Origin of the sequence: Streptomyces sp. NPDC046925 (assembly GCF_040644915.1) — a bacterium.
GTDB lineage: Bacteria > Actinomycetota > Actinomycetes > Streptomycetales > Streptomycetaceae > Streptomyces.
The window spans coordinates 128,143-151,586 of the sequence record NZ_JBEYWZ010000004.1 but is presented as its reverse complement, the minus strand read 5'-3'; the positions used below and the strand labels follow the sequence as shown (position 1 = coordinate 151,586).

The window sequence follows — 23,444 nt, the reverse complement described above, 5'->3', positions numbered from 1 at the left end:
CGTGTACGCCCGCGCCCCGAGCGGCAGTTGACCGCACAGGTGTGCCTCGACGGCAAAGCGGCCGCCGGTCAGCCCCTGCGGGGTGTCCGGCGGCCGCTGCTCGCAGCGAGGCCGACTGCGCTAGGCGACCGGCGCCGACGCGGTGGTCTTGCTGTCGTCGTCCGGCTGCGTGCCGCTCTCCTCGGCGAGCCGCTCCATGCCGCTGGTCGTCTTCAGCGGCTTCTCCTTGATGAAGAGCACCGCAACGAGTGCGAGCGCCGCGAACGGGGCCGCCAGGAGGAAGAGGTCGGCGGTCGCCAGGCCGTAGGCGTTCTCCACGATCTCCCGCATCGGCGCGGGCAGTTTCGTCATGTCGGGCACTGAGCCCTCGCCGCCGCCGGAGCTGTCGGCGGCCGCACCGCCCGCCGCACCGACACTCTTGGAGATCTCCGAGGCAACGCGGTTGGCCAGGACGGCGCCGAGGACGCTGGTGCCGATCGTGCCGCCCATGCTGCGGAAGAACGACAGGACGGAGGTCGCCGCGCCGAGCTCGGCGGCCGGTACGTCGTTCTGTGCGGCAAGGACCAGGTTCTGCATCAGCATGCCGACGCCGATGCCGAGCACCGCCATGTACAGGCTGAGGATGCCGAAGCCGGTGCCGGCGTCGATGGTGGCGAGCAGCCCGAGCCCTGCGGTCATGATGACGGCGCCCGCGACGAGGTAGGCCTTCCACTTGCCGGTCCTGCTGATGATCTGGCCGGCGATGGTGGAGGAGACCAGCAGACCCAGGATCATCGGCAGGCTCATCAGGCCCGCCACCGTCGGGGACTTGCCGAGGGCGATCTGGAAGTACTGCGAGAGGAAGACGGTGCCGCCGAACATGGCCACGCCCACCAGCAGGCTCGCGACGGTCGTCAGCGTGACGGTCCTGTTGCGGAAGATGGCGAGCGGGATGATCGGCTCGGGCACCCGTGACTCCACGAACACCGCCGCCACCAGCAGGATCACGCCCGTTCCGGTGAGCGCCGCGGTCTGCCAGGACGCCCAGTCGAACTGCTGGCCCGCCAGCGAGGTCCAGATGAGCAGCGCGCAGACACCGGCCACGATGAGGAAGGCACCCAGGAAGTCGATCTTCACTTCGCGGCGCACGGTGGGCAGTTGGAGCGTGCGCTGCAGGATGAGGATGGCCAGCAGCGCGAACGGCACGCCGATGAAGAAGCACCAGCGCCAGCCCAGCCAGGAGGTGTCCACCAGGACGCCGCCGACCAGCGGTCCCGCCACCGTGCCCACGGCGAACACGGCGCCGAAGATGCCCGCGTACTTGCCGAGCCTGCGCGGCGGGATGACGGCCGCCATGACGACCTGTGCCAGCGCGGTCAGGCCACCGGCACCGATGCCCTGCACGACGCGGCTGAAGATGAGCAGGCCCACGCCCTGCGAGAACCCGGCGAGCAGGGAGCCGACGACGAACATGGCCAGGGAGAGCTGCAGCAGCAGCTTCTTGTTGTAGAGGTCCGAGAGCTTGCCCCACAGGGGGACGGTCGCCGTCATGGCGAGGAGCTCGGAGGTGACGACCCAGGTGTAGGAGGACTGGCTGGCGCCGAGGTCGGCGATGATGCGCGGGAGTGCGTTGGCCACGACCGTGCCGGCCAGGATGGCGACGAACATGCCGGCCATCAGCCCGGACATGGCCTGGAGTATCTGTTTGTTGCTCATGGAGGTGGGCGCCTGCTCGGGCGCCGCTGCTGTGCTCAAGATGTCCCTCTTGGAAGTCGATCCGCTGGTCGGGCAGAAGTGGAACGCGGGAGTGATGCGGGCTCAGGAATCCGCTGCGGGCGCGGCCAGACCGGTGGCCAGGTGCGCGAACGTGCGGCGGAAGACGTCGACGAAGGCGGTGTCCGTCGTCCGGGCGCACCAGTCCTCGATGGCGACGCGGACGGCGGTCGTGGCGGATGCGGCGGCCAGTCGGGGGTAGAGCCCGACCGCCTCGCCCGGTACTCCCCCGAGCCGTTCGGCGATCGCTTGCGCCAGCTCCGACTCCTCGGCCATGTGGGCCCCCAGGCCGCGGACGAGGAGGTGCGGCGAGCGCTGGAAGACCTTGGCCCGCAGGCTCCAGATCTCGTGGCGCTCCTCGATGTCCACCAGTTCGGCGGCGAACGCCTCCCGCAGCACGTCCAGGACGGGCAGGTCGGCGGGTGCCTGGCGCACGGCGCGCCGGATCCGTTCGCCGACCTCCTCGTCGATCATGAGGAAGGCGTCGTCGTGGCTGTCGAAGTAGTTGAAGAAGGTGCGCGGTGAGACGCCCGCCGCGCTGCTGATCGCCTCGACGGTCACGTTCTCCGCCCCGTGTTCGGCGGCAAGGCGCACCGCGGCGTCGGCCAACGCCGCCCGCGTGGCGCGCTTTTTGCGCTCGCGGAGTCCGGGCGCGGCGTCTTTGCTCATCACATCTTGCAGAGTACGCAAAGATGCAGAGCATGCAAAATTACGACCTGCTCCGCGCCGCGCGCCTCGATGAGTTAGGTTAGGCATACCTAAGTAGAGCTTGGGTCTCTTCAACGGCATGGAGCATTTGGATGCGCCCACACAGCACCCGCATCACGCAGCCGACCCCCGCCGAACGCGTGCACGCGATCCTGCACGCGGCTCAGTCGATGACAGTGATCAGCGACGGGTGTCACACCGAGGTCCACCGGCTCGACGGCGCGGGCGCGGGCCACATCCACCTGCACGCCCCCGGCCAGGACAACCCGCCGTCGGCGCACGAACGCCGCCCGGTCCGCCTGGAGTTCACCGACATCGCGCCCACCGCCGTACGCGATCGTCTGCGCGCCCGCGTCACCGTCACCGGGCTGCTGGCGCTCCCGTACAGCGACGAGTCACCCGAGAGCACCTGCATGGAGTTCGGCCAGGCGCTCCTCAAGGACGACCAGGGCCGCCACTTCGTCTCCCTGGACCAGCTCTGCGCGGTCACCCCGGACCCGGTCACGGGCAGCGAGGCGGACATGTTGACCCATCTCGTGGACAGTCACCAGGAGCTCGTCCCCCTCCTGGTACGCCTCGTGCAACCACGCCCGGCGAAGGGCATGCTGCGGGCGATCCCGCTGGCCATGGACCGCTACGGCGTGACGCTGCGCCTGGAGTACCCCGTCACGCATACCGACGTCCGGCTGCCGTTCGCCACGCCCCTCGGCAACATCGACCAGGCAGGCACGCAGATCCGCGGTCTCCTGGCCGCGGCCCGCCGCGCCTCGCACCGCGGCCGCCTGATCGTCTGACGGGGCTGCCGGCACCGACGGAGTTGACCGGGCAGCCCCTGCACGGGCATGGGTGTTCGCCCGCAGCGCGGCCTCCGGCCGGAGGCCGCGCGGGTTCCGCTCAGCGTGCGGCGAGCAGTTCGAGCGAATCGATCACGCGGTTCGAGAAGCCCCACTCGTTGTCGTACCAGGCGACCACCTTGATGTGGCGGCCGTCGACGCGGGTGAGTGCCGAGTCGAAGATGGCCGAGGCGGGGTTGCCCGTGATGTCGGAGGACACGAGCGGGTCGTCCGAGTACTCCAGTACACCGGCGAGCGGACCCTGTGCCGCCGCGCGGTACGCCGCCAGGACGTCCTCGCGCGTCACGTCGCGGGCGACGGTCGTGTTGAGTTCGACGATCGAGCCCACCGGCACCGGCACGCGGATCGAGTCGCCCGACAGCTTGCCGTCGAGGTTCGGCAGCACGAGGCCGATCGCCTTGGCGGCGCCGGTCGTGGTCGGCACGATGTTGACGCCGGCGGCGCGGGCGCGGCGGGCGTCGCGGTGCGGACCGTCCTGCAGGTTCTGCTCCTGCGTGTAGGCGTGCACCGTCGTCATGAACCCGTGCTCGATGCCGGCGAGATCGTCGAGCACCTTGGCCAGCGGGGCAAGCGCGTTGGTCGTGCACGAGGCGTTCGAGACGATCGTGTGCGCGGCCGGGTCGTACGCCTCGGTGTTGACGCCGAAGGCGAGGGTGACGTCGGCGCCGTCCGACGGCGCGCTGACGAGTACCTTCTTCGCGCCCGCGTCGAGGTGGGCGCGGGCGGCCTTGGCCGCGGTGAAGCGGCCGGTGGCCTCGAGCACGATGTCGACGTCGAGCTTGGCCCACGGCAGCTGCGCCGGTTCGCGCTCGGCGAGCACCGTGATCCGACGGCCGTCGACGACGAGGGCGTCCCCGTCCGCGGTGACCGGGCGGCCGAGCCGGCCGGCCGTGCTGTCGTAGGCGAGGAGCCGGGCGAGCGTGGCGGGTTCCGTCAGGTCGTTGACGGCGACGATCTCCAGGGTGCTGTCGCGTTCCAGGAGCGCGCGCAGCACGTTGCGTCCGATGCGGCCGAATCCGTTGATGGCGATGCGAGTCATAAGTGGGGTCCCTTCCCGTTGCCACCAGGCTCGCTCGCGGCGTACGCCGCTGACAGTGGCAAGATCGCCATGGTTCAAAAGGATCCCGCCAGGTGGTGTCGGGCGGGTCACTCGCCCCGGGTGAAGGTGCGCCGGTACTCGCTGGGTGTGGTGCCCAGGATGCGCTGGAAGTGCAGGCGCAGGTTCGCTCCGGTGCCGAGCCCGATCTCGGCGGCGATCTGTTCGACGCTGTGCTGCGAGCGCTCGAGCAGTTCGCGGGCCAGGTCGATGCGGGCGCGCATCACCCACTGCATCGGCGTGTAGCCGGTCTCCTCGACGAAACGCCGGGAGAAGGTGCGCGGCGAGACCCCGGCCCGGCGCGCCAGTATGTCGAGCGTGAGGGGCTTCCCGAGCCGGTGCAGTGCCCACTCGCGGGTGTCGGCGAACCGCTCACCGAGCGGCTCGGGGACGCTGCGCGGCACGTACTGGGCCTGGCCGCCGCTGCGATAGGGGGCGGCGACGAGGCGCCGGGCCGCGTGGTTGGACGCGGCCACTCCCAGATCGCCGCGCAGGATGTGCAGGCACAGGTCGATGCCGGAGGCGGCGCCGGCGGAGGTGAGCACGCTGCCCTCGTCGACGAACAGCACGTTCTCGTCGACCCGGACGAGCGGATGCCTGGTCGCGAGCGCCCGCGTGTAGTGCCAGTGCGTCGTGGCGCGCCTGCCGTCGAGCAGGCCCGTGGCGGCGAGCGCGAAGGCGCCCGTCGAGATGGCGGCGAGCCGCGCGCCCCGCTCGTGGGCGGCGATCAGCGCATCGACGACCGGGCGCGGCGGGTCGTCGCGGTCCGGGAACCGGTAGCCGGGCACGAAGACGATGTCGGCCCACTCCAGTGCGTCCAGACCATGGGCGACGTAGTACGACAGGCCGTCGCCGCCGGTCACGGGACCGGGCGCCGCGCCGCAGACCCGTACCTCGTACGGCATGCTCGCGCGGGTCGTGAACACCTGCGCGGGGATGCCGACATCGAGGGGCTTGGCGCCTTCGAGCACGAGGACGGCGACGTGATGCAGGGGTGAGGCTGGCACGGGAAGAGGGTACGCAGGACCCGGTCGCAGTGAGGCAAGCAGGCGCCGACAGCGCGCCGTCGGGCGTGCGGCGACGGGGGTTACTTCCCGGCCTTCCCGGATTCGTTGCCGAGGGCCTCCTGGTAGAGGTCCGCGTAGGTGCGCGAGTCCTTGATCAGGTCGTCGCAGAACGCGGCGACGTCCGTGCCGATGAGTTCCAGGACGCCCTTACCCGTGGCGGCGCCCTCCTCGAAGAAGTCGACGATGCCGGGGAGGAGGGTCCCGTCGGACAGGCTGACCGGGCCGACCTTGAAGAAGTACTTCTGCATCTCCTTGTAGACGATCTGGTAGTCCGGCGGCAGTGCCCTGACGCGGGCCACATGGGCCCGCCACTGCTTCTTGCCCTCGATGATGTCCTGGATGCCCACGTCAGCCTCCCAGCCGGTTCAGTTTCCTTGCGACGTTCCGGTTCAACTGCTCGCGCCACCGGTCGCGGTAGGTGCGGACTCCTTCTCCGCCGGCCAGCGCCGCGCAGAAGCCCGGGATGTCGTCGCCGAGCACCTCGTGGACGCTCTGCCCGTCCGCCGCCGTCTGTTCGAGCAGCCCCAGGGCCGAGTCGAGGATCGGCATGAGGTTGCGGCCGGTGAAGTCCCCGTGGGGCAAGAGGTGGGCGACGATCTGGTCCCACGCCGCCCGGTGGTCGTCGGGCAGGACCTCGGCCCGTGCTTCGAACTCCTTCCAGTCCCTGGTGAGATCGCTGCCGGTGACCTTCTCCCAGAAGTTCATCGCCCGCCCTTTCCGAGCTTGTCGATGCGTGATGAGACGTACTGCCACTTCGCCCAGAACGTCGCGAGTTCCTCGCGTCCGGCGTCGTTGAGCGCGTAGAACTTGCGCGGCGGGCCGACGCCGGAGGGCCGTTTCGTCACCTGGACGAGCTTGTTGCGCTCCAGCCGCAGCAGGATCGTGTACACCGTGCCCTCGATGACGTCGCCGAAGCCGAGCTCGTTCAACTGCCGGGTGATGGCGTACCCGTAGGTCTCCTCGCGGTCGATGATCTCGAGCACGCACCCTTCGAGCGTGCCCTTCAGCATCTCCGTCAGGTCATCCATCGCGGAGGCCTCCTCGCTCCACTCGGTACTGCGTAGTACCGAGTACCACTATACGGTACCACTGAGTAGTGGAGCTGTCAGGAACCGCGAACGCGCAACGGCCTCCGGTACGGCTGTACCGGAGGCCGTTGCGCCGACGCGCGGGGCGCCGGATCAGCGGTGGATGTCCGCGCCGGGGCCCAGCGGCAGGCCCAGGCCGTAGAAGAGGCCGAGGACCGCGAGCCAGGCGATCAGGAACGGGATCACGAACACCGAGAGGCGGGAGAGGACCGTGCCCAGCTGCGCGCCGGGTTCGTAGCGGCGCAGGATCGTCAGCATCAGGAAGACGTACGGGTTGAGCGGCGTGATCATCTGGGTCGCGGAGTCGCCGATCCGGAACGCCGCCTGGGTGACGGCCGGTTCCATGCCCAGGAGCAGGAACGCCGGGACGAAGACGGGCGCGACCAGGGACCACAGGGCCGAGCCCGAGGTGACGAACAGGTTCAGGACGCAGACCAGGAGGACGAACAGGACCAGGCCCGTGAAGCCGGTCAGGCCCGCGGACTCCAGGAGGTTGGCGCCGTTCACCGCGAGCAGGGTGCCGACGTTGGACCAGTCGAACACGCCGATGACCTGGGAGATCACCAGGATGAGGACGATGTACCCGGACATTCCGGTGATCGACTCGGCCATCATGCGGGGCGCGTCCTCGGCCCGTGTGAGCGTGCCCACGGTGCGGCCGTAGACCACACCGGCCAGGACGAAGGCGACGAACAGCAGCGGCACGATGCCGTCCAGGACCGGCGAGGGGACCAGCGCGCCGCCCTCGCCGCGCAGCGGGGAGCCCGGCAGCAGCCAGCAGGTCACCACGACGGCCGCGTACAACAGGACGGCAAGGCCCGAGCGCAGCAGGCCGGTGCGCTGCCGGGCGGTGACGGTGACGGAGGGACGCGCGGTGGCGGGGTCCGCGTTCCCCTCGGTCTCGGTGCCGCCCTCCTCCGCCGCCTCCGACTCCTCCGACTCGGCGGCCGGGTCCGGCTGGGGCAGCCGGGGTTCGAGGACCCGGGAGATCAAGAAGCCGCCGATCAGGGCGAGGACGCAGCTGGCCGCGGCCGTGTAGAAGTAGTTGATCAGGATGTGCGTGGGGGCGCTCTCGCCGCCCGGCACGACCGCGGCGGCCTGGTGGGTGATGCCGGTGTAGAGCGCGTCGAGCGCTCCGATGGAGAAGCCGGCCGCGTAGCCCGCGCAGGTGCAGGCGAAGCCGCCGATGAGGCCCGCGATCGGGTTGCGTCCCGCGTTCTTGAAGGCGAGGGCGGCCAGCGGCGGGATCACCAGGATCGCCACGTCGCTCATCAGGTGCGCCTGGCAGGCCACGAACGCGACCAGGTAGGGCAGCAGCCGGCGCGGGGCCCGTGCGATGGAGGCGCGTACGGCCGTTTCGAGCAGGCCCGTCTTCTCGGCGACGCCGACCGCGGCCATCATCAGCAGGACGGTGCCCAGGGAGGGGAAGCCGGTGAAGTTGGGGATGAAGTTCTCGAGCAGCCAGCGCACGCCCTCGCCGGTGAACAGTCCCTTGACCGCGAGTGTCTCGTCCTCGCCCGGCACGGTGACGGTGGTGCCGGTGGCGGCGAAGACCGTCGAGACCGTGCCGATGATCAGGAACAGGCCGAGGAAGAGCAGCACCGGGTGGGGCAGTTTGTTGCCCGCGCGCTCGATGCCGCTCATGACCTTGTCGAGCGCGGTCCGCTGGGGTGGTCCGCCCGCCGGGGTCTTCGCGGTGGTGACCGAGGGGCTCATCCGGCGGCTCCTTCCGATGGCGCGCCGTCGGCCGCGGGGGCGGTCCCGGCGAGTCCGAGGGTGTCCTTGCGTACGGCGCCGCGCTGGGCGACGAGCACGATGCGGGCCGGGTCGGACAGCACGGAGATGTCCGCGAGCGGGTCACCCTCGCACATCACCAGGTCGCCGTGCTTGCCCGTCTCCAGGGTGCCGATCTGCGCGGACAGTCCGAGCAGTTCGGCGGCGTGGCGGGTGCCCGCCTCGATGGCCCGCGCCGGGGTCATGCCCAGGGACACCAGGTGGGAGAGCTCGCGCAGGTTGCGGCCGTGCGGCACCATCGCCGCGTCGGTGCCCATCGCGATGCGTACGCCGTCGGCGATGGCGGCGGCGATGTTCTCGCGGGTGATGCCGGACCAGCGGACCTTCTTCTCGTAGTGGAAGGGCTCCATGGTCGAGCGGTCGATGCCGTCGAAGACCGTGGAGAGGGTCGGCACCACGAACGTGCCCTGCTCGCCCGCCAGTTCGCGGGCCTGCGCGGTGAGGCCGTAGCCGTGCTCGACGCTGCTGACGCCGCCGCGAATCGCGTTGACGATGCCCGCGGTGCCCTGGGCGTGGGCCGCCACGGGGCGGCCGCCGTGCCGGGCCACCTCGTCGACGACCGTACGGATCTCCTCGACGGTCAGGCCCTCGTCGTCGGGCTGGTCGTAGGGGCTGCTCATGCCGCCGGTCGCACACACCTTGATCACGTCGGCGCCGGAGCGGAGCAGGCGGCGCACCGCGACACGGACCTCGTCGGGGGTGTCGGCGATCTCGCCCACCCCGGCGCTGGGGTCGAAGCCGCACTCCGAGCGGAAGTCGGCGTGGCCGCCGGTGTGGCTGAGGATGCGCACCGCGGTGTGCAGGCGGGGTCCGACGGTCAGACCCGCGGCGACCGCGTCGCGGTAGCCGGCCGGCAGGCCGCCCAGGTCGCGGGCGGTGGTGATGCCCGCCTCCAGGGTGATGCGCAGCCGCTCGGCGGTGCGGAACGTCTCCAGCGTCGGATCGCTCTCGTGGCGGCGGACCATCTGGCGCGGTGATTCGACGGCGAGGTGGACGTGGGTGTCGATGAAGCCCGGCAGGACCGTGCGGCCCGCGGCGTCCACCGTCCGGGCCCTGGCGGGCGCCGGGGGCGCCGTGGCGGCCGGTCCCGCGTAGGCGATGGTGCCCTCGTCGTCGATGTCGATGACCGCGTCCGTCACGGGGGCCGTCCCGGTGCCGTCGACAAGGCGGGCCCTGGTGATGCGCAAGGAGGAGAACAGTGCGTGGCTCATGGGCGACGATCCTCGGTATGAGGGATCACGACTGTGTAAAATCGCCGGAATCCTTCATCACGACCGCTTCGACGCAGGATTCGGCACCTTTCATGGACACGGACACACCGCGCGCACCCGCCCTGGACGAGCTGGATCTGGCCATCGTGCACGCCCTGCAGATCCAGCCGCGGGTGCCCTGGGTGCGGATGGGCGAGGTCCTGGAGGTCGACGCGGTGACGGTGGCCCGCCGCTGGGAGCGCATGGTGCGCGCGGGCGTGGCCTGGGTCGACGGCTATCTCTCGCCCGGCCACGACGAGGGCGTCTACGCCCAGGTCGAGATCGACATGAACGGGCGGCTGAGCGAGGACTCCATCGGGCGGCTCGCCCGTGATCCCCAGGTGCTCAGCCTGAAGCAGACCTCCGGCGGCCGCGACCTCCTGGCGATCGTCGCCGCCGCCGACCTCGACGGTCTGGCCCGCCTCTCCGGCGAGCGGATGTCGCAGCTGCCCGGGGTGCGCGGCGTACGCAGCCATGTCATCACCGCGGCGCCCTTCGAAGGGGCCTCGTGGCGGCTGCGCAGCCTGACCCGGCAGCAGCGCGGCGCGCTCGCCGTGGAGCGGCCCGCGCTGCCCGACGAACCGCTGCGGCCCCTCGACCGGCGCATCGCCCTCGCCCTCGGCACCGACGGCCGGATGCCCCTGACGGACCTGGCCGAGAGCGTCGGCGCCTCGGCCGCGACCGTCCGGCGCAGGCTGCGCGTCCTGACCGGCACCGGGCGGCTCTCGCTGCGCTGCGCGCTGGCCCGCCCGCTGACCGGCTTCCCGGTCTCGGTCGTCTACTTCGGTTCGGTGCCCGCCCAGCATCTCGACGAGACGGTGAGCGCGCTGCGCACCCTGCCCGGTCTGCGCATGTGCAGCATCACGGCGGGCGCGCACAATCTGATGCTCGACATCTGGCTGCCCGCGCTGTCCGAGGTCCACACCACCGAGGCGCTGCTCAACAGCCGCCTGGCGCACCTGGATCTGCGCATCACGGAGCGCGCGGTGGTGCTGCGCACGGTCAAGCATGTGGGGCGCATCCTGGACCGACGCGGGCACAGCGTGGGCTCGGCGCCGCTCAACTACTGGGACGCGTAGCGCCGTTGAGTGCCGCCCGCAGCGCGTAGAGCCGGGTCAGCGGGTGGAAGCGGTAGCGGCCCGGCGCCCGTGACTCCAAAAACTGCACGTCCACCAGATGCTCCAGGATCGCCTCGGTCACCGACGGTGCCCCCTCGGTCGTCGCCGCCGCCCGCTCCACCGTCAACTCGCCCTGCGCCGCCGCCAGCAGGGGCAGCGCGAGTGCGGCCGCCCGGCCGGTGGGACCGCGGGCCAGCAGCTCCCGGTGGCCCGCCTCCAGGGCCGCGTGCATGTCCAGGTCCGCGAAGGAGAGTTCGGCCAGGCGGCGCGCGGGGTCGGCGAGCCGCCCGGCCAGTTCGCCCACCGGCCACCGGGGGCGTGCCGCCAGGCGGGCGCCCGCGATGCGCAGGGCCAGCGGCAGATGACCGCAGTGGTGCGCGATCGCCGCGGCGGCGCCGCGTTCGGCGCTCAGCCGCCCCGCCCCCGCCCACAGGCCGAGGACCTGCACGGACGCCGGGGGCGGCAGGGGTGCGAGGTGCAGATGGGCGGCGCCATTGAGGGCGGCGAGGACACTGCGGCTGGTGACCAGGACCGCGCAGCCGCGCCCGGCGGGCAGCAGGGGCCGTACCTGGGCGGCGTCCAGGGCGTTGTCGAGCACGACAAGGACCTGCCGCTCGGTGAGCAGCGTGCGGTAGGCCGCCGCCGCGTCCGCCTCGCTGACCGGATGCGGGCGCGGCACACCGAGCGCGCACAGGAAGCGCCGCAGGACGACCGCGGCCGGCAGGGGATGCTCGTCGCGGCGTGAGCCCCGCAGGTCGGCATAGAGCTGGCCGTCGGGGAACCGCTCGGCGAGCCGGTGGGCCGCGTGCACGGCCAGCGCCGACTTGCCCACCCCGCCCGGCCCGTCGAGCGCGACCACCAGGGGGCCGCCCCGCGGCTCCGGGCGGATCACGTCGAGCGCCTGCAACTCTGCCGTCCGGCCGGGAAGTTCGGACAGGTCCGCGGGCAACTGGCGCGGCACGGGCGCCAGGCTGCCGGAGCCGACAGGGCCGTCGGCTCCGGGCGCACCCGGACGGCCGCCCGGGGCGGGGCGGGAGCGGCGCGCCTCCTCGACCCGGTCGCGGGCCGTCGCCAGCATCCGCAGCTCGTGACCGGTGGCGCCGAGCAGCTGCACCAGCGTGTCGAAGCGGTCCGTGGGCGGCAGGGTCTTGCCCGCGAAGTAGTCGCCGATCACCCCGTGCGCCCAGCCCGTGCGCGCCGCCAGCTGCCGGTAGGTCAGCTGGGCGCCGCCGTCCCTGCGCGCCGCACGCCTGCGCAACTGCCGCAGCAGCGCGGCCAGCGCGTCGGCCGTGTCCACCGAGCCCACCGGGCCGACGTCCTCCGCCGCCGCCTCGCGCGGCTCCCCTTCCGGCGAGTGGCCCGCCGCCCCCGTAGCCCCTGGCATGTATCGCATCCTCCGCACCGGCCCGCGCCGGGCGACCGGGTGTGACCGTCGCCTGGCCGAGGCCATCCGGACCTGTCCGGCGGTGCCCGGTTTCGGGGATCTCCCCCCGTGCCGCGCTGCCAGCATCCCTCTACCGCTCGGATCCCGCGCACCGCCGACCGGGCACCGCACCGGCTGCCACTACGGCATTCGTCAAATGCCGTCGGCCGGTTTGGTGCGACTTCCCGTCGGAGGCAGCAGGCCGGGCGGCGCAACACCGCACGACCGACACAGGACAACCAAGGAGGCACGACCTATATGAGTAGGGTCTGCAACAAAGCCCCCAGCCTGCCGGACGGCAGCGTGGCCGATCAGTCCCTGTACGAGCGCGTGGACGGCCCCGTCGCCACCGGTTCGGCCCACTTCATGCGGGCGGGCAGTGAGCTGCACCTGATGCACTCCGACCTGGAGCTCAACGACGTGCGCCAGGCCGCCCTGCGGGTGCGCTGTGCTGCCGCCGCCGTCGGCGCAGCGCTGGTGGAGTACCGCACCTCACACCGCGTCGCCCTGGAGCTGGGCTTCTACCCCGTCCACGACGAGCGGCTGCGGGCCTCGGGCGGCGGGACCGCCCCGGTACGCGAGACGCTCGGCGAGGCCCGCGACGCCGACCTGGTCCAGCTGGACCAGGCGGCCGTCGAGGCCGTCGCGCTGCGCTACGAACAGGGCGGCGACGAGGCGGCGTTCGGCCACTTCGTGTCCGAGCTGACCGACTTCTCGGCGGACCTCGAGCGCTTCGCGGCCCACGCCTCCGAGGCCGGCGCCGCCGACTGGCAGCGCGTGGCCTGGCAGTTGCTCACCGGCTTCGACCGCATCCGCATCTACGGCCAGGCCCTGGCCGTCATCAACATCCTCGGCATGACCCCCGACGCCGTCGCCGTCGCCGGTGGCGGACAGGAAAGGAGGAACGGGATATGAGCGCCGTCTGCAACAAGCTCCTCAGTCTCAGTGAGGAGGACCTGCGCGACAAGAAGCAGCTCGCGCTGGCAGCGGGTACCGAACTCAACGCGGCCACCAGCGAGTTGTGCCGGGCCCTCGAACTGGCGGAGCACGGCGACGGGGCATCAGCAGCCGCCGTGTACGCCGCGGCGGCACGCGACCGCCTCGGTGGCGCCGCCCGGATGCTGGCCCGGGTGGCCGACATCCTCGCCACGGGCACCCTCACCGAGGAGACCGCCGCGTGGTACAGCAGGCTCGACTACGAGCGGCTCTACCGCTCGGGCATCAGCCTCGGCCAGGTGCCCCAGTCGGCCGAGCTGTGGCAGGCGTTCACCGAGCAGGCCCGCACCGGCGGCCCGCTGGGCATCTGCCACGACATGCGGGAGCGCACCCTCGCGGTGTCCGCGCTGATCGGTGACTGGCTGGCGCGGATCGACGACCCGGCGGCGGACGCCGCGCTGCCGCGCATCCAGTCCGCGATGGCCGACCTCGCCGCGTACGCCCAGCTCGTGGCCTTCGCCAACAAGGTGGAGCCGCGTGACCCGGCGTGGGTGATTCCGCAGAACACGGCCGCCTAGCCGCCGGTCGGCGGCAGAACACAGAACAAGAAGGAGCGCTGGCCCGGGCCGGCGCTCCTTCCGTGTGTCCGCGAGCCCCCGGTGCTCACCGGTAGGCGCGCGCCTGCAGCCCGTACATCTGCGCGTACAGACCGCCCCGCGCCAGGAGTTCCTCGTGCCCGCCCGTCTCGGCGACGCGTCCGTGGTCCAGTACGACGATGAGGTCGGCGCCGCGCACGGTCGAGAAGCGGTGCGAGACCAGCAGGGTGATCGTGTCCGCACGGTTGCCGTCCGGCCGGGGGCGGCGGGCCGCCTCGATGTAGCGCTCGAAGATGAGGTGTTCGGTCTCCGCGTCCAGGGACGCGGTCGGCTCGTCCAGGATGCGCAGCAGGGGGTGCGGTCGCATCAGGGCGCGCGCGAGGGCCAGCTTCTGCCACTGGCCCGTCGACAGGTCGATCCCGCGCTCCCACCGGCTGCCCAGCTGGGTGTCCGGGCCGTCCGGCAGTACGCCGGGCAGGTCGGCGGCCCCGCCCCGGTCGAGAGCGCCCGCGAGCGCACGCGGGTCGTCGATCCGCCGCAGGTCCCCGACGCCGACCGTCTCGCGCAGGGTGAACTCGAAGCGTACGAAGTCTTCGAAGGCGGCACCCAGGCGCTCGCGCCACTGCTCGGGGGCCAGGGCATCGAGGCGCGTGCCGTCGACCGTGATGCGGCCCCGCGTCGGCTCGTACATCCGGCACAGCAGCTTGACCAGCGTCGATTTCCCCGAGCTGTTCTCGCCGACCAGGGCCACCACTCCCCCGGCGGGCAAGCGCAGTTCGACGTCGTGCAGCGTGGTCACCGCCGTGCCCGGATAGCGGAAGGAAAGACCCTCGACGGCAATGCCCTGCCGCAGCCGCGACGGCACCGGCGTCCGGGAAGCCCCTGCGGCGGCCTCGGCGGCGGCTGCGGGTACAGCGGGCGCGAGGCTCGCCCGCCGCGCGTACGTCCGCAGCCAGCGCAACCGCTCGGCGCTTTGCAGGAGTTCGACGACGGCCCCCGTGGCCTGTACGAGTCCGCCGACGTGACCGGTGAACCGCCCGGCGAGAACGACGGCGAGCAGGACGGCGCCCAGGCCGGTGTGACCGCTCACCGCGAGATGCACGACGAAGGCGACCGCGCCGATCAGGCCGAGCGTGTTGAGCAGCCCGGCCACGCAGCCGATCGCGGCGAACCGCCACTGGGCCCGGCTCGTCACGGCGTCGGCGCGGCCGCGCAACCTGCCCACCCTGGACCACAGTTCGGGCCCCGCCTCGAAGACGCGCAGCTCCTTGCCCGCCTCCGGCGAGGTGGCCAGGCGTGCAAGGCGCGCGGCCAGCCGGTAGTCGGCCGCCGTGGCCTCCTGGGCGCGGGCCAGGACACCGCGGGCGGAGACCTGGAGGCGCAGGGCAAGGGCCCCGATGAGCGGCAGTACGAGCAGGGCGGGGTGCACGGTGGCAAGGAGGGCGGCGGTCACCAGGAATCCGCCGAGCTGTTCGAGCAGGTTGAGCACCCAGTTGAGCAGGGCGCCCATGGCCAGGGTGCGATCGCGCAGCAGGTGGAGGCGGTCCTGGAAGGCGGGCGACTCCTGGTGGCGCAGGCCGGGTATGCCCGCGGTGATGCGGGCCAGCATCCGGTCGAAGGCGAAGCCCACCCGTTCGCTGAGCCCGATCCTGGCTCCGATGGCCGCCAGTTCGACCGCCTCCCACACACCGAGGCTCACCACGAGCAGGAGCGCCGCCATCATCGTGGAGGCCACCAGTTCCCGCTCCGCGCCCTCGGCCATGGACTGCAGCCACAGCGCCTGCAGCGCGGCGAGGCCGGCCGCGGCGGGCACGAGCAGCAGCCCGAGCACGGCGAGTTTCCAGGACTCCCGGAAGGACTCGACGACCAGGGTGCGCAGCGCGTGCAGCACGTCGCGCCGACCGCCTTCCGGCACTTCGGGCGGGGCGGCTGCATCCGGGCCCGGGGGTGCCTCGCGTCCCGTCGGCCGTACGGCGGCGGGCTCCGGAGCCGGGATCGCGGGCGCATCAGTCACCGGCCCGTCTTCTCCGTCCGCGAACCGATCCGCTTGCAGCCGGTACATGCGGGCATACCTGCCGCCCAGCGCCATCAGCGCGTCATGTGTGCCGCTCTCCGCGATCCGCCCGCCGTCCATGACATGGATCAGGTCGGCCTTGCGCACGCCCGAGAAGCGGTGGGAGACCAGGACCGTGGTGGCGCCCCCGCTCACCGTCAGGAACCTCTCGAAGAAGTCGGCCTCCGCCCGCGCGTCCAGATGCGCGGTGGGCTCGTCGAGGACGAGCACGGCGCCCGCTCGTGCGGCCAGGAGCGCACGGGCCAGCGCGACCCGCTGCCACTGCCCTGCGGACAGGTCGGCGCCGTCCGCGAACTGGCGCGAGAGCACGGTGTCCCAGCCCGCCCCGAGCCTGCGGGGCAGTTCGGCGCCGTCGGCCTGTTCCAGGGCGTGTTCCAGCGCGCCGGTGTCGGCGCCGATGTGCGGGGCGCCCATCGCCACGTTGTCGCGCAGCGTCAGCGGGTACTTCACGAAGTCCTGGAAGACGACCGACATACCGCGGCGCCACTGCCGCGCATCGAAGGTCCGCAGGTCCGTGCCGTCGGCCGTGATGCGCCCGGTGTCCGGCTCGTACAGCCGCGCCAGGAGTTTGATCAGCGTCGTCTTGCCGGAGCCGTTCGCCCCGACGATGGCCACGGAGGCCCCGGCCGGGATCTCCAGATCGAGCCCGCGCAGCACGGGTTTGTTCGTGCCGGGGTAGGTGAAGTCCACCGATTCGAAGGCGATGCGGGGGCGGATCGTCGCGGCGCGGCCGTTCAAGTGACCGTTTACGTAAGTCCCTTGGCCGCCGCCTTGGGTACTGCCCCGCAGCTCCAGCGCGGCAAGGGACCGCAGCCCCAGCAGCGCATCGCGCACCATGAGGTCGTCGTCGCCGACCCAGCCCAGGGCGGGCAGGGCGAGCGCCGCCTGGACGCTGATCACGAGCTGGGTGAGTCCCAGGTCGCCGCGCGCGGCGGCGAAGGCCGCGTAGCCGAGCACCGCTCCCTCCGCGCACACCACGAAGCCCACCGCGCCATACGCGCGCCGCGCGGCCGTCCCGCGCGTGGCCCAGACCCTGGCCATGCCCGACTGCCACACGGCCGTCATCCGGTCGGCGAGCCAGTCGCCGAGCCCGAAGACCCGTACCTCCTTGGCGGGTTCGGGGTCCACCGCGAGCGAGCGCAGATAGCCCGCCCTCCGGATCACTGCGCTCGCTTCCTCCATGCTGCCGTGCACCTGGCGCGAGAGGCGCAGATAGGAGCGGTAGGTCAGCACCGCCGCGAGCCCGAGCACCGGCGGCGCCCACCAGGCCAGGGGCGCCAACAGCACCAGCAGGCCGGTCCCTTCGAGCCGGGGGCGCACGATCTCGGGCAGCAGCAGGGCCAGTTGGTCGGGCCGGGTGCCCGGCTCGGTGGCCAGGCGCAGCGTGTCGGCGTAGCCGGGCTCTTCGAGATGTCCGATGCCGTCCGGACCGCTCCCGGCCGCGATGGCCCGGTGCTCCACGACGGTGGCCGCGCGCAGCCGCAGCACCGCCGCAAGCCCGCCCTCCAGGGTGCGCAGTGCGGTGCGTACGAGGGTGAGCGCGCCGAACAGGGTGAGGGTGACCAGGGCGTCCCTGGCCTGAGCCGATCCCCCGCCGGCTTCGACGGCGCCGGGCAGCGCGCCCACCAGCCGCCCCGTCGCGACCACGATGAGCGGGCCGGTGAGCGCCCCGCAGACCACGCTCACGGTGAGCGCGAGCGTGTGCCGGGGCCCGGCCCGCCACAGCAACCGCACTGCTGCCGTCCACTCCTGCCACGTGCGCATGCCGGCCTCCTGAGCTGGGCGCCACCGTCGGGAGCACGATGCTCACAGAGGAGCCGGGCGGCCCGGTGACGGTCCCGGTCGCGACCGGACGCTGCCGGTCGTCCGCCGGGGTGCGGGGTACGAGGCGCTCAACTGGGCCTGTGGCATAGCCTCGTGCCGGTTGGGACCGGGGGGATGGGGGTGGTGGGGATGGAGCCGATCGTCTGCGAGTCCGTCAGATACGTCGCGGAGTGTCAGGACTGCGGTGCCGAGCTGGAGTGCTGGGGTACGCAGGCCCTCGTGCAGGGCCGCCTGGAGTGGGACGTCGTGTCGAGTTGCGCCGCCTGCGGGTCCGCGTTCGCCGTGTGTTTCGGGGACATACCGAGCGAGCGGCGGGCTCAGCTGCTCTCCGAGCACGGCGCGGCGACACTACGGGTGATCGGTCCGTCGGCGAGGAGGGTCGTGATCATGCGGGTGCTGCGGGCGGAACTCGGCACGGACCTGGTGGGCGCCAAGAGTGTGCTGGGCAGCGTGCTGGAGGGCGGCTACGCGGGAACTCTCCCCGAGATGGAACTCCTGGCCCGGAAACTGCGGGCGGCGGGCATCACGGCCGAAGCCACCCGGCCCTGAAGGTGCCTGTGCGCGGCTCCCGGCGGCTCAGCTGCCGGTCAGGCCGCGCCGGCTCGCGTTGACGCCGGCCTGGAAGCGCGAGTCGGCCTCCAGCGTGGTCATCAACTCCGCGACCCGCCTGCGGTAGGTGCGTACGGACATGCCGACGCGGCGCGCGCCCGCGGCGTCGGTCAGTCCGGCCGCGAGTGCCTGCAGCACGGTCAGCGAGTCAGCGTCCAGGCCCTCGCTCTCGCCCTCGCGCCGCAGGTAGTCCGTGAGCGGTGTGCCCGCGTCCCAGGTCGCGCACATCAGGGCGTACACGCCGCCGACCAGAGCCGGTGCGGTGGTGATGGTGAATTCGCGGCCTCGTGAGCCGTTGCGGCCGGCCAGGATCATGATCCGGCGGTCGATGATGATCGTCTCGTGCGGCAGGCTCGCGGCGCGCACGCGCACCTGCCCGCCCGCTTCGGCGACGTCGAACAGGTGCGACCGCTGTTCCTCCTCGGCCAGTACGGCGGGCGTGTAGAGCTTGCGTACGACCACGCCCTCGGCGGCGCGGGGGCGAAGGCGGCGCACCATCGCCTTCCTGGCCTCGGGCCGGGCCCAGGTGTGCAGGTCGTTGGCGGCGCAGAAGAACTCCCGCGTCGTCTCGCCGAAGAGCATCGCGGTCCGCGCGGCCAGTTCCCTCTCGCCGTGCACCGTCAGCGTCGTTTGTTCGGTCACTCCCCCAGTCTCGCTCACCCTCGTGGCAACACGTTGCCATCTGGGCTCCGAGGGCTCCTGGCCGGGTGAAGGTGGGGGCATGACCTCACAGATCACGGCCGCTGCGAGCGGCCAGTTCCTGCTCGGCGGCGACCGTCCCGTCAACCGTCTCGGCTTCGGCGCGATGCGGCTGCCGGCCGGCACCTTCTCCGGTCCGGCCCGCGATCCGCAGACCGGCATCGCGGTGCTGCGGCGGGCCGTCGAGGCGGGCGTCGATCACATCGACACGGCCGGCTTCTACGAGCGGGGCGATGTACGCGCCAACGAACTGATCCACAAGGCGCTCGCGCCCTACGCGGCCGAGCTGCTGATCGCCACCAAGGTCGGCCCGCTGCGCGGACCCGACGGCATGCCCACCGGACAGGCCCGCCCCGAGCAGCTGCGCGAGCTGGTGACCGAGGATCTGCGCGCCCTCGGTCTCGATCGGCTCGAACTCGTCTACCTGCGGGTCGGGGGCATGAGCCAGCCGGGCGGCGAGAGCGTGGCCGACCGGTTCGCGGCGCTGGCCGAGCTGCGCGAGGAGGGGCTGATCCGGCACCTGGGCGTCAGCAATGTCGATGTGGCGCAGCTCGACGAGGCGCGGGGCATCGCGCCGGTCGTCGCGGTGCAGAACCAGTACCACGTGCACCGTCACGACGACCCCGCGGTGCTCGCGCGCTGCGAGGAGCACGACATCGCCTACGTGCCGTTCTTTCCGCTCGGCGGCGGCTTCGATCCCATCGAGCACGACCGACTCGCGCAGGTCGCCGGGCGGCACGGCGCGACGACCGCGCAGGTGGCCCTGGCCTGGTTGCTCGCGAGCTCCCCGAACATGCTGGCGATCCCCGGCACGGGCTCGCCCGCCCACCTCGCGGAGAACCTCGCCGCGGCCGGTCTGCGCCTGGACGCGGCCGACCTCGCGGAGCTGACGGCCTGACGGCCTGATGGCCTGACGCTTCACGGAGCACTGTCTGCCCGCGGCTTTCGCGGAGCGGCGAAGTCCACTTCGGCCGCGGGCAGCACCCGGATGCTGCGCCCGGGGAAGGCGAGGTGCCGGAAGATCTCGTTGTGGTGGGCGATCGACCGGGCGGGGGCGGCGTACTCGCCGCCGTCGGGCCGGACGGACGTGGTGTGGCCGTCGGCGACGAGCACCAAGTCGTACGCGTGGCTCAGCGCCTGCCGCGCCGTGGTGTCCACGCAGATCTCCGTCGCGAAGCCGGTGACGACGACCTCGGTGACGCCCCGCTCCTTCAGGACCTTGTCGAGATCCGTGCCGAGGAAACTGTCCGGGCTGGCTTTGCGGACCACCGACTCGCCGTCGGCGGGGGCAAGTTCGGGCACGACCCGCCATCCGTGGGTGTCCGGCTCCATCCCGCCGCCGTGGTCCTGGATCGTCACGACGGGCACTCCGGCGGCTTTGGCGCGTTCTCGCAGCCCGGCTATGAGGGCGACGGTCTCGGCGGCCCGGTGCGCGATGGCCACCGGGCTGTTCTGCATGTCGATGACGAGGAGCGCGGAGGTATGGGGCAGCGGCATTGGGACACCGTAGAGAACCCTCCGCGCCGGAGCGCCCCGGGGGCATGATCGACCGGGCGGCCGCCCGGCTAGCGCTTCTCCAGTGCCTTGCTGAGCGCCGCGCGGATCTCGCCGGGCAGCGGCTCGCCCTCCGTCGTGGCGATCAGCTCTTCCGCGACGGCGCGCAGTTTGGTGTTGGAGTGCTGGGAGACTTCGACCAGGACGTCCCATGCCTCTTCCGCCGTGCAGGGCCCCAGCGTCATCAGCATGCCCCGCGCCTGATCGATGGCGGGGTGCGACTCCATGGCGCGGTGGAGGTCGTTGACCTCGGTACGCAGCGCCCTGATCTCAGCAGCCTCGTCCGCGCAGTCCTCTTCTTCGGCGGACTGCGGATCGGGATTCTGTTGTTGATTCAGTACCAGGTTATGGACCGGGTCCGGGTCCGGGGAGGTAGCCACCCGCTCTGCCTCTCATTGACTCAGGGCAGCCTCCGTCAAGCCGACAGAGCTGCCGCTGAATCGAGCATCGCAGATCCTCCACAGCCATGGCCATAGCCCCCGTACCCCAGGGGAAGGGCGGCGCCGGCGGCTGTCTGTCCCAACCCACCGGCGCCTACGTCGCACAGCGCTGCGCTCTCGTGGCGGTCGAGTAGCCAGCTTCGCCGAGCTGAAACAGGTGCGATGAGCAAATGCCCAACCGCCCTCCTGCGGGTGCCGATGCACGCTAGCGTCGCGGCAACGCACTGTTCGGCGGGAGGGCAGGGATGCGGCGTTCGACTGGGCACGATGTGCTGCTGCAACGCGTGGCCGACATGCAGCGCACGACCGATGGATGGGCCACGGGGGGACCCGGACTCGATGAACGCGCCACGGGGCCCCTGGTGCGGCTCGGGCTGGCCAGGGCCGCGCCGCCGGAGCATCGGGCGGAGCTCTCCGAGAAGGCCGGGCGGCCGGTCGCGTGGGCGGTGCAGCTGACGGACGACGGGTGGGACGCGCTTTTGTACGCACAGGCGCGGGCCGCCCCCGCGTCCGTCGGCGCTCCGGCGCCCGGGCTGCAGCAGGTGGGCCTGCGCCGCTCGGACCTGGACGCGCTGCGGCGGTTCGTCGCGTTGCGCGGGCAGCTGCGCCGCGGGCCCGCGCCGGGTCTGGAGGCGGCGGTGGAGGCGGCCCACTTCAGCGCGGCCTCCAACCGGTGGGTGCTGTACGTCAGCGGTGAGCAGATGGAGTCGATGGCGCGGGCGTTCTTCCTGGAGCGGCTCGGCGGATCGGCGGCAGCGGCCAACCGGTTTGCCCGTGTGTACGGCGTGACCTACACGCCCGCCGCTCCCCTGCTCGTCTCCGAGGCGAAGGGCGGCGAGGCCGGGCCGTAGGGCGGCGTCGGGCCGTAGTGCGGCATCGGGCGGTAGGCGGCGTCGGGTCGTAGGGCTGCGTCAGTTGGTGACGGCCGCGGCGCTGCCCGCGGAGATCGCCGCCATGGTGCGCATCACGGCGGAGTTCACCGCTTCCGCGCCCCAGCTGCTCTGCTCCAGCTCCTTGGCGCGCTTGTAGACCTTTCCCGACCATGGAATGGCGCGGTGCAGGCTCGGCAGTGTGCCGCTGGCGGAGAGGAGTCCCACCAGGGCGGCAGTACGCGCGTCGGGCTCCGCGTCGTCCAGCAGCACGGCGCGCACCTCCTCGACCAGGGCCTTCTTGTACGCGGTGTTCGCGACCGTCGTCGACGTCGAGGGGATGACGCCCAGCCACTTCTTCTTCTCCTGGCGCAGCATGCCCCGCTCCACGAGCCGTTCGAGCACGACCGGGCGCAGCCCGGTGCCGATCTCGGCGAGCAAGCCCTGGACGCCCCGCGGCCGCTTGGCGACCGTGTCGTGGGCCCTTTGCAGCAGCGGATCGGGCAGCGACGCACCGGCGACGGCGTGCACCTTCACGCCGCTCAGGCTCATGTCCCCGGGGTCGACGCTGACGTACTGGCCGAGGCTGAGTTCGACGAGGACGGCTCCGCCCAGGGTGTAGTAGAGAGTGCCTTCCCCCGCGATCGCCCCCGACTCGTCGTCGGTCATGAGGAGCATCAGGTCTTCGACAAGGAGCAGTTCGTTCTGCATGGTCTCTCTTTCCGCGTCCGGGCCTTCGGCGAGGGCGCCTCACGCGGGCGGCACCCCGGAGAGGGCTGTCACCGCCTACGAGACACTGTGCCGTCGCGTCATAGTCAAGCAGTGCGCGAGAGGTGTCACGAGCTGGAGCGACGCGGCGCTTGACCCTGCCGTGGCGGCATGGTGTGGACTGGGCCCATGGCCTGGAGCACCCGAGAGATCGCCGAGCTCGCCGGCGTCAGCCTGCGAGCGGTCCGGCACTACCACGAGGTCGGGCTGCTGGCCGAGCCCGGCAGGCGCGGCAACGGCTACAAGCAGTACGGCGTCGAGCATCTGGTGCGTCTGGTGCGCATCAAGCGCCTGGCCGATCTCGGGTTCTCGCTGCCTCAGATCGCCGCCATGGGCGAGCGTGACCATCCGCAAGAGGCCCTGCGCGCGCTCGACGCCGAACTCGCGGCCACCATCGAGCGCCTCCAGCGGGCCCGCGCCGAACTCGGCGTGATCCTGCGGCAGTCCCTGCCGGCCGATCTGCCCCCGGAGTTGGCGCCCACCGCCGGCGCGGAGCTGTCCGAGGCCGATCAGGCGCTGTTCACCGTGATCACCCGTGTCGTGGGCCCGGCCCCGCGCCGGGCCTACGCGGACATGCTGCGGGAGCAGTCCGGCGACGCGCTGGACGAGCAGTTCGACGCGCTTCCCGCCGATGCCGGCGAGCAGCTGCGCCAGGACATCGCCGAACGCATGCTGCCGGGCCTGCGGGAGATTTTCGAGGAGCACCCCGGCCTGCGCGCGCCGCAGGCCGACGCGCCGCGCGGCGAGGAGTACGCCATGGAGACGGTCGGCAGGGCGCTGCGGGATCTGTACAACCCCGCGCAGCTCGACGTGCTGCGGCGCGTCCACGCCCTGCTCGCGGAGGGCGCCGGGGCGGAGAAGCCGACCGGATCCCCACGGCCCGCAGGTGCCAGGAGCAGGCCGGCAGGGGATCTATAGGCTTCGC

General features: G+C 72.1%; 23 protein-coding genes. 8 read left to right on the top strand and 15 right to left on the bottom strand.

Annotation, left to right across the window (positions count from 1 at the left end):
- Window positions 1-120: 120 nt before the first annotated feature.
- Window positions 121-1,695, bottom strand: coding sequence for an MDR family MFS transporter (locus tag ABZ906_RS18985; RefSeq protein WP_361384829.1), 1,575 nt, complete (start codon window positions 1,693-1,695; stop codon window positions 121-123).
- A gap of 102 nt (window positions 1,696-1,797) precedes the next feature.
- Window positions 1,798-2,421, bottom strand: a complete 624-nt coding sequence (locus ABZ906_RS18980; protein WP_361384826.1) for a TetR family transcriptional regulator — start codon at window positions 2,419-2,421, stop codon at window positions 1,798-1,800.
- A 131-nt stretch (window positions 2,422-2,552) separates the two neighbouring features.
- Here ABZ906_RS18980 and ABZ906_RS18975 point away from each other — a divergent pair, with 131 nt between their 5' ends.
- Window positions 2,553-3,254 carry a DUF2470 domain-containing protein gene (locus ABZ906_RS18975; RefSeq protein ID WP_361383658.1) on the top strand — a complete coding sequence of 234 codons (702 nt, stop codon included), beginning with the start codon at window positions 2,553-2,555 and terminating at the stop codon, window positions 3,252-3,254.
- 100 nt (window positions 3,255-3,354) lie between these two features.
- Here the strand turns inward: ABZ906_RS18975 and gap are convergent, their stop codons facing one another.
- From gap to ABZ906_RS18940, 7 genes are all read right to left on the bottom strand, one after another.
- The gene (gap, locus tag ABZ906_RS18970; RefSeq protein WP_361383655.1) at window positions 3,355-4,353 is read right to left on the bottom strand and encodes a type I glyceraldehyde-3-phosphate dehydrogenase; all 999 of its coding nucleotides are present in this window, start codon (window positions 4,351-4,353) and stop codon (window positions 3,355-3,357) included.
- A gap of 107 nt (window positions 4,354-4,460) precedes the next feature.
- Window positions 4,461-5,417, bottom strand: coding sequence for a helix-turn-helix domain-containing protein (locus tag ABZ906_RS18965; protein WP_361383652.1), 957 nt, complete (start codon window positions 5,415-5,417; stop codon window positions 4,461-4,463).
- 80 nt (window positions 5,418-5,497) lie between these two features.
- On the bottom strand, window positions 5,498-5,824 hold the full coding sequence (locus ABZ906_RS18960; protein ID WP_361187672.1) for a DUF1048 domain-containing protein: 327 nt from the start codon (window positions 5,822-5,824) through the stop codon (window positions 5,498-5,500).
- A gap of 1 nt (window position 5,825) precedes the next feature.
- Window positions 5,826-6,182 carry a DUF1048 domain-containing protein gene (locus ABZ906_RS18955; RefSeq protein ID WP_361383649.1) on the bottom strand — a complete coding sequence of 119 codons (357 nt, stop codon included), beginning with the start codon at window positions 6,180-6,182 and terminating at the stop codon, window positions 5,826-5,828.
- Window positions 6,179-6,505, bottom strand: a complete 327-nt coding sequence (locus tag ABZ906_RS18950; protein ID WP_361383646.1) for a PadR family transcriptional regulator — start codon at window positions 6,503-6,505, stop codon at window positions 6,179-6,181. The genes ABZ906_RS18955 and ABZ906_RS18950 overlap by 4 nt, the downstream gene beginning before the upstream one ends.
- A gap of 153 nt (window positions 6,506-6,658) precedes the next feature.
- On the bottom strand, window positions 6,659-8,281 hold the full coding sequence (locus ABZ906_RS18945) for an AbgT family transporter (RefSeq protein WP_361383643.1): 1,623 nt from the start codon (window positions 8,279-8,281) through the stop codon (window positions 6,659-6,661).
- A complete protein-coding gene (locus tag ABZ906_RS18940) occupies window positions 8,278-9,570 on the bottom strand; it encodes an amidohydrolase family protein (protein ID WP_361383640.1) in 1,293 nt (430 codons plus the stop codon). Before ABZ906_RS18940 ends, ABZ906_RS18945 begins: the two co-directional genes overlap by 4 nt.
- Before the next feature lie 92 nt (window positions 9,571-9,662).
- On the opposite strand from ABZ906_RS18940, the gene ABZ906_RS18935 reads away from it, so the two are divergent.
- Window positions 9,663-10,688 carry an AsnC family transcriptional regulator gene (locus ABZ906_RS18935; RefSeq protein WP_361187684.1) on the top strand — a complete coding sequence of 342 codons (1,026 nt, stop codon included), beginning with the start codon at window positions 9,663-9,665 and terminating at the stop codon, window positions 10,686-10,688.
- Here ABZ906_RS18935 and ABZ906_RS18930 read toward each other — a convergent pair.
- On the bottom strand, window positions 10,669-12,111 hold the full coding sequence (locus ABZ906_RS18930; RefSeq protein WP_361383637.1) for a helix-turn-helix domain-containing protein: 1,443 nt from the start codon (window positions 12,109-12,111) through the stop codon (window positions 10,669-10,671). The two genes, ABZ906_RS18935 and ABZ906_RS18930, sit on opposite strands and share 20 nt — an antisense overlap.
- A 297-nt stretch (window positions 12,112-12,408) precedes the next feature.
- Here ABZ906_RS18930 and ABZ906_RS18925 point away from each other — a divergent pair, with 297 nt between their 5' ends.
- Entirely contained in the window at window positions 12,409-13,065 is a 657-nt protein-coding gene (locus tag ABZ906_RS18925) for a hypothetical protein (protein WP_361383634.1), read from the top strand.
- Window positions 13,062-13,664 (top strand): hypothetical protein, encoded by a 603-nt coding sequence (locus ABZ906_RS18920; RefSeq protein WP_361187691.1) that lies wholly within the window; start codon window positions 13,062-13,064, stop codon window positions 13,662-13,664. Before ABZ906_RS18925 ends, ABZ906_RS18920 begins: the two co-directional genes overlap by 4 nt.
- 85 nt (window positions 13,665-13,749) lie before the next feature.
- Here ABZ906_RS18920 and ABZ906_RS18915 read toward each other — a convergent pair whose 3' ends face one another.
- Window positions 13,750-17,520, bottom strand: a complete 3,771-nt coding sequence (locus tag ABZ906_RS18915; protein WP_361383631.1) for an ABC transporter ATP-binding protein — start codon at window positions 17,518-17,520, stop codon at window positions 13,750-13,752.
- A 189-nt stretch (window positions 17,521-17,709) separates the two neighbouring features.
- On the opposite strand from ABZ906_RS18915, the gene ABZ906_RS18910 reads away from it, so the two are divergent.
- A complete protein-coding gene (locus ABZ906_RS18910) occupies window positions 17,710-18,129 on the top strand; it encodes a hypothetical protein (protein ID WP_361383628.1) in 420 nt (139 codons plus the stop codon).
- A 27-nt stretch (window positions 18,130-18,156) separates the two neighbouring features.
- Here ABZ906_RS18910 and ABZ906_RS18905 read toward each other — a convergent pair whose 3' ends face one another.
- On the bottom strand, window positions 18,157-18,831 hold the full coding sequence (locus ABZ906_RS18905; protein WP_361383625.1) for a DNA-binding response regulator: 675 nt from the start codon (window positions 18,829-18,831) through the stop codon (window positions 18,157-18,159).
- Between the two features lie 79 nt (window positions 18,832-18,910).
- Between ABZ906_RS18905 and ABZ906_RS18900 the strand changes: the two genes are divergently transcribed.
- Window positions 18,911-19,786 carry an oxidoreductase gene (locus tag ABZ906_RS18900; protein ID WP_361383622.1) on the top strand — a complete coding sequence of 292 codons (876 nt, stop codon included), beginning with the start codon at window positions 18,911-18,913 and terminating at the stop codon, window positions 19,784-19,786.
- Between the two features lie 20 nt (window positions 19,787-19,806).
- On the opposite strand, the gene ABZ906_RS18895 is transcribed toward ABZ906_RS18900, so the two are convergent.
- A complete protein-coding gene (locus ABZ906_RS18895) occupies window positions 19,807-20,385 on the bottom strand; it encodes an isochorismatase family protein (RefSeq protein ID WP_361383619.1) in 579 nt (192 codons plus the stop codon).
- 68 nt (window positions 20,386-20,453) lie between these two features.
- A complete protein-coding gene (locus ABZ906_RS18890) occupies window positions 20,454-20,822 on the bottom strand; it encodes an ANTAR domain-containing protein (RefSeq protein WP_361383616.1) in 369 nt (122 codons plus the stop codon).
- 305 nt (window positions 20,823-21,127) lie between these two features.
- On the opposite strand from ABZ906_RS18890, the gene ABZ906_RS18885 reads away from it, so the two are divergent.
- Window positions 21,128-21,733, top strand: a complete 606-nt coding sequence (locus ABZ906_RS18885) for a DUF6417 family protein (RefSeq protein WP_361383613.1) — start codon at window positions 21,128-21,130, stop codon at window positions 21,731-21,733.
- Between the two features lie 60 nt (window positions 21,734-21,793).
- Here the strand turns inward: ABZ906_RS18885 and ABZ906_RS18880 are convergent, their stop codons facing one another.
- The gene (locus ABZ906_RS18880) at window positions 21,794-22,462 is read right to left on the bottom strand and encodes a GPP34 family phosphoprotein (RefSeq protein WP_361383610.1); all 669 of its coding nucleotides are present in this window, start codon (window positions 22,460-22,462) and stop codon (window positions 21,794-21,796) included.
- 186 nt (window positions 22,463-22,648) lie between these two features.
- Here ABZ906_RS18880 and ABZ906_RS18875 point away from each other — a divergent pair, with 186 nt between their 5' ends.
- Window positions 22,649-23,437 carry a MerR family transcriptional regulator gene (locus ABZ906_RS18875; RefSeq protein WP_361383607.1) on the top strand — a complete coding sequence of 263 codons (789 nt, stop codon included), beginning with the start codon at window positions 22,649-22,651 and terminating at the stop codon, window positions 23,435-23,437.
- Window positions 23,438-23,444 lie beyond the last annotated feature (7 nt).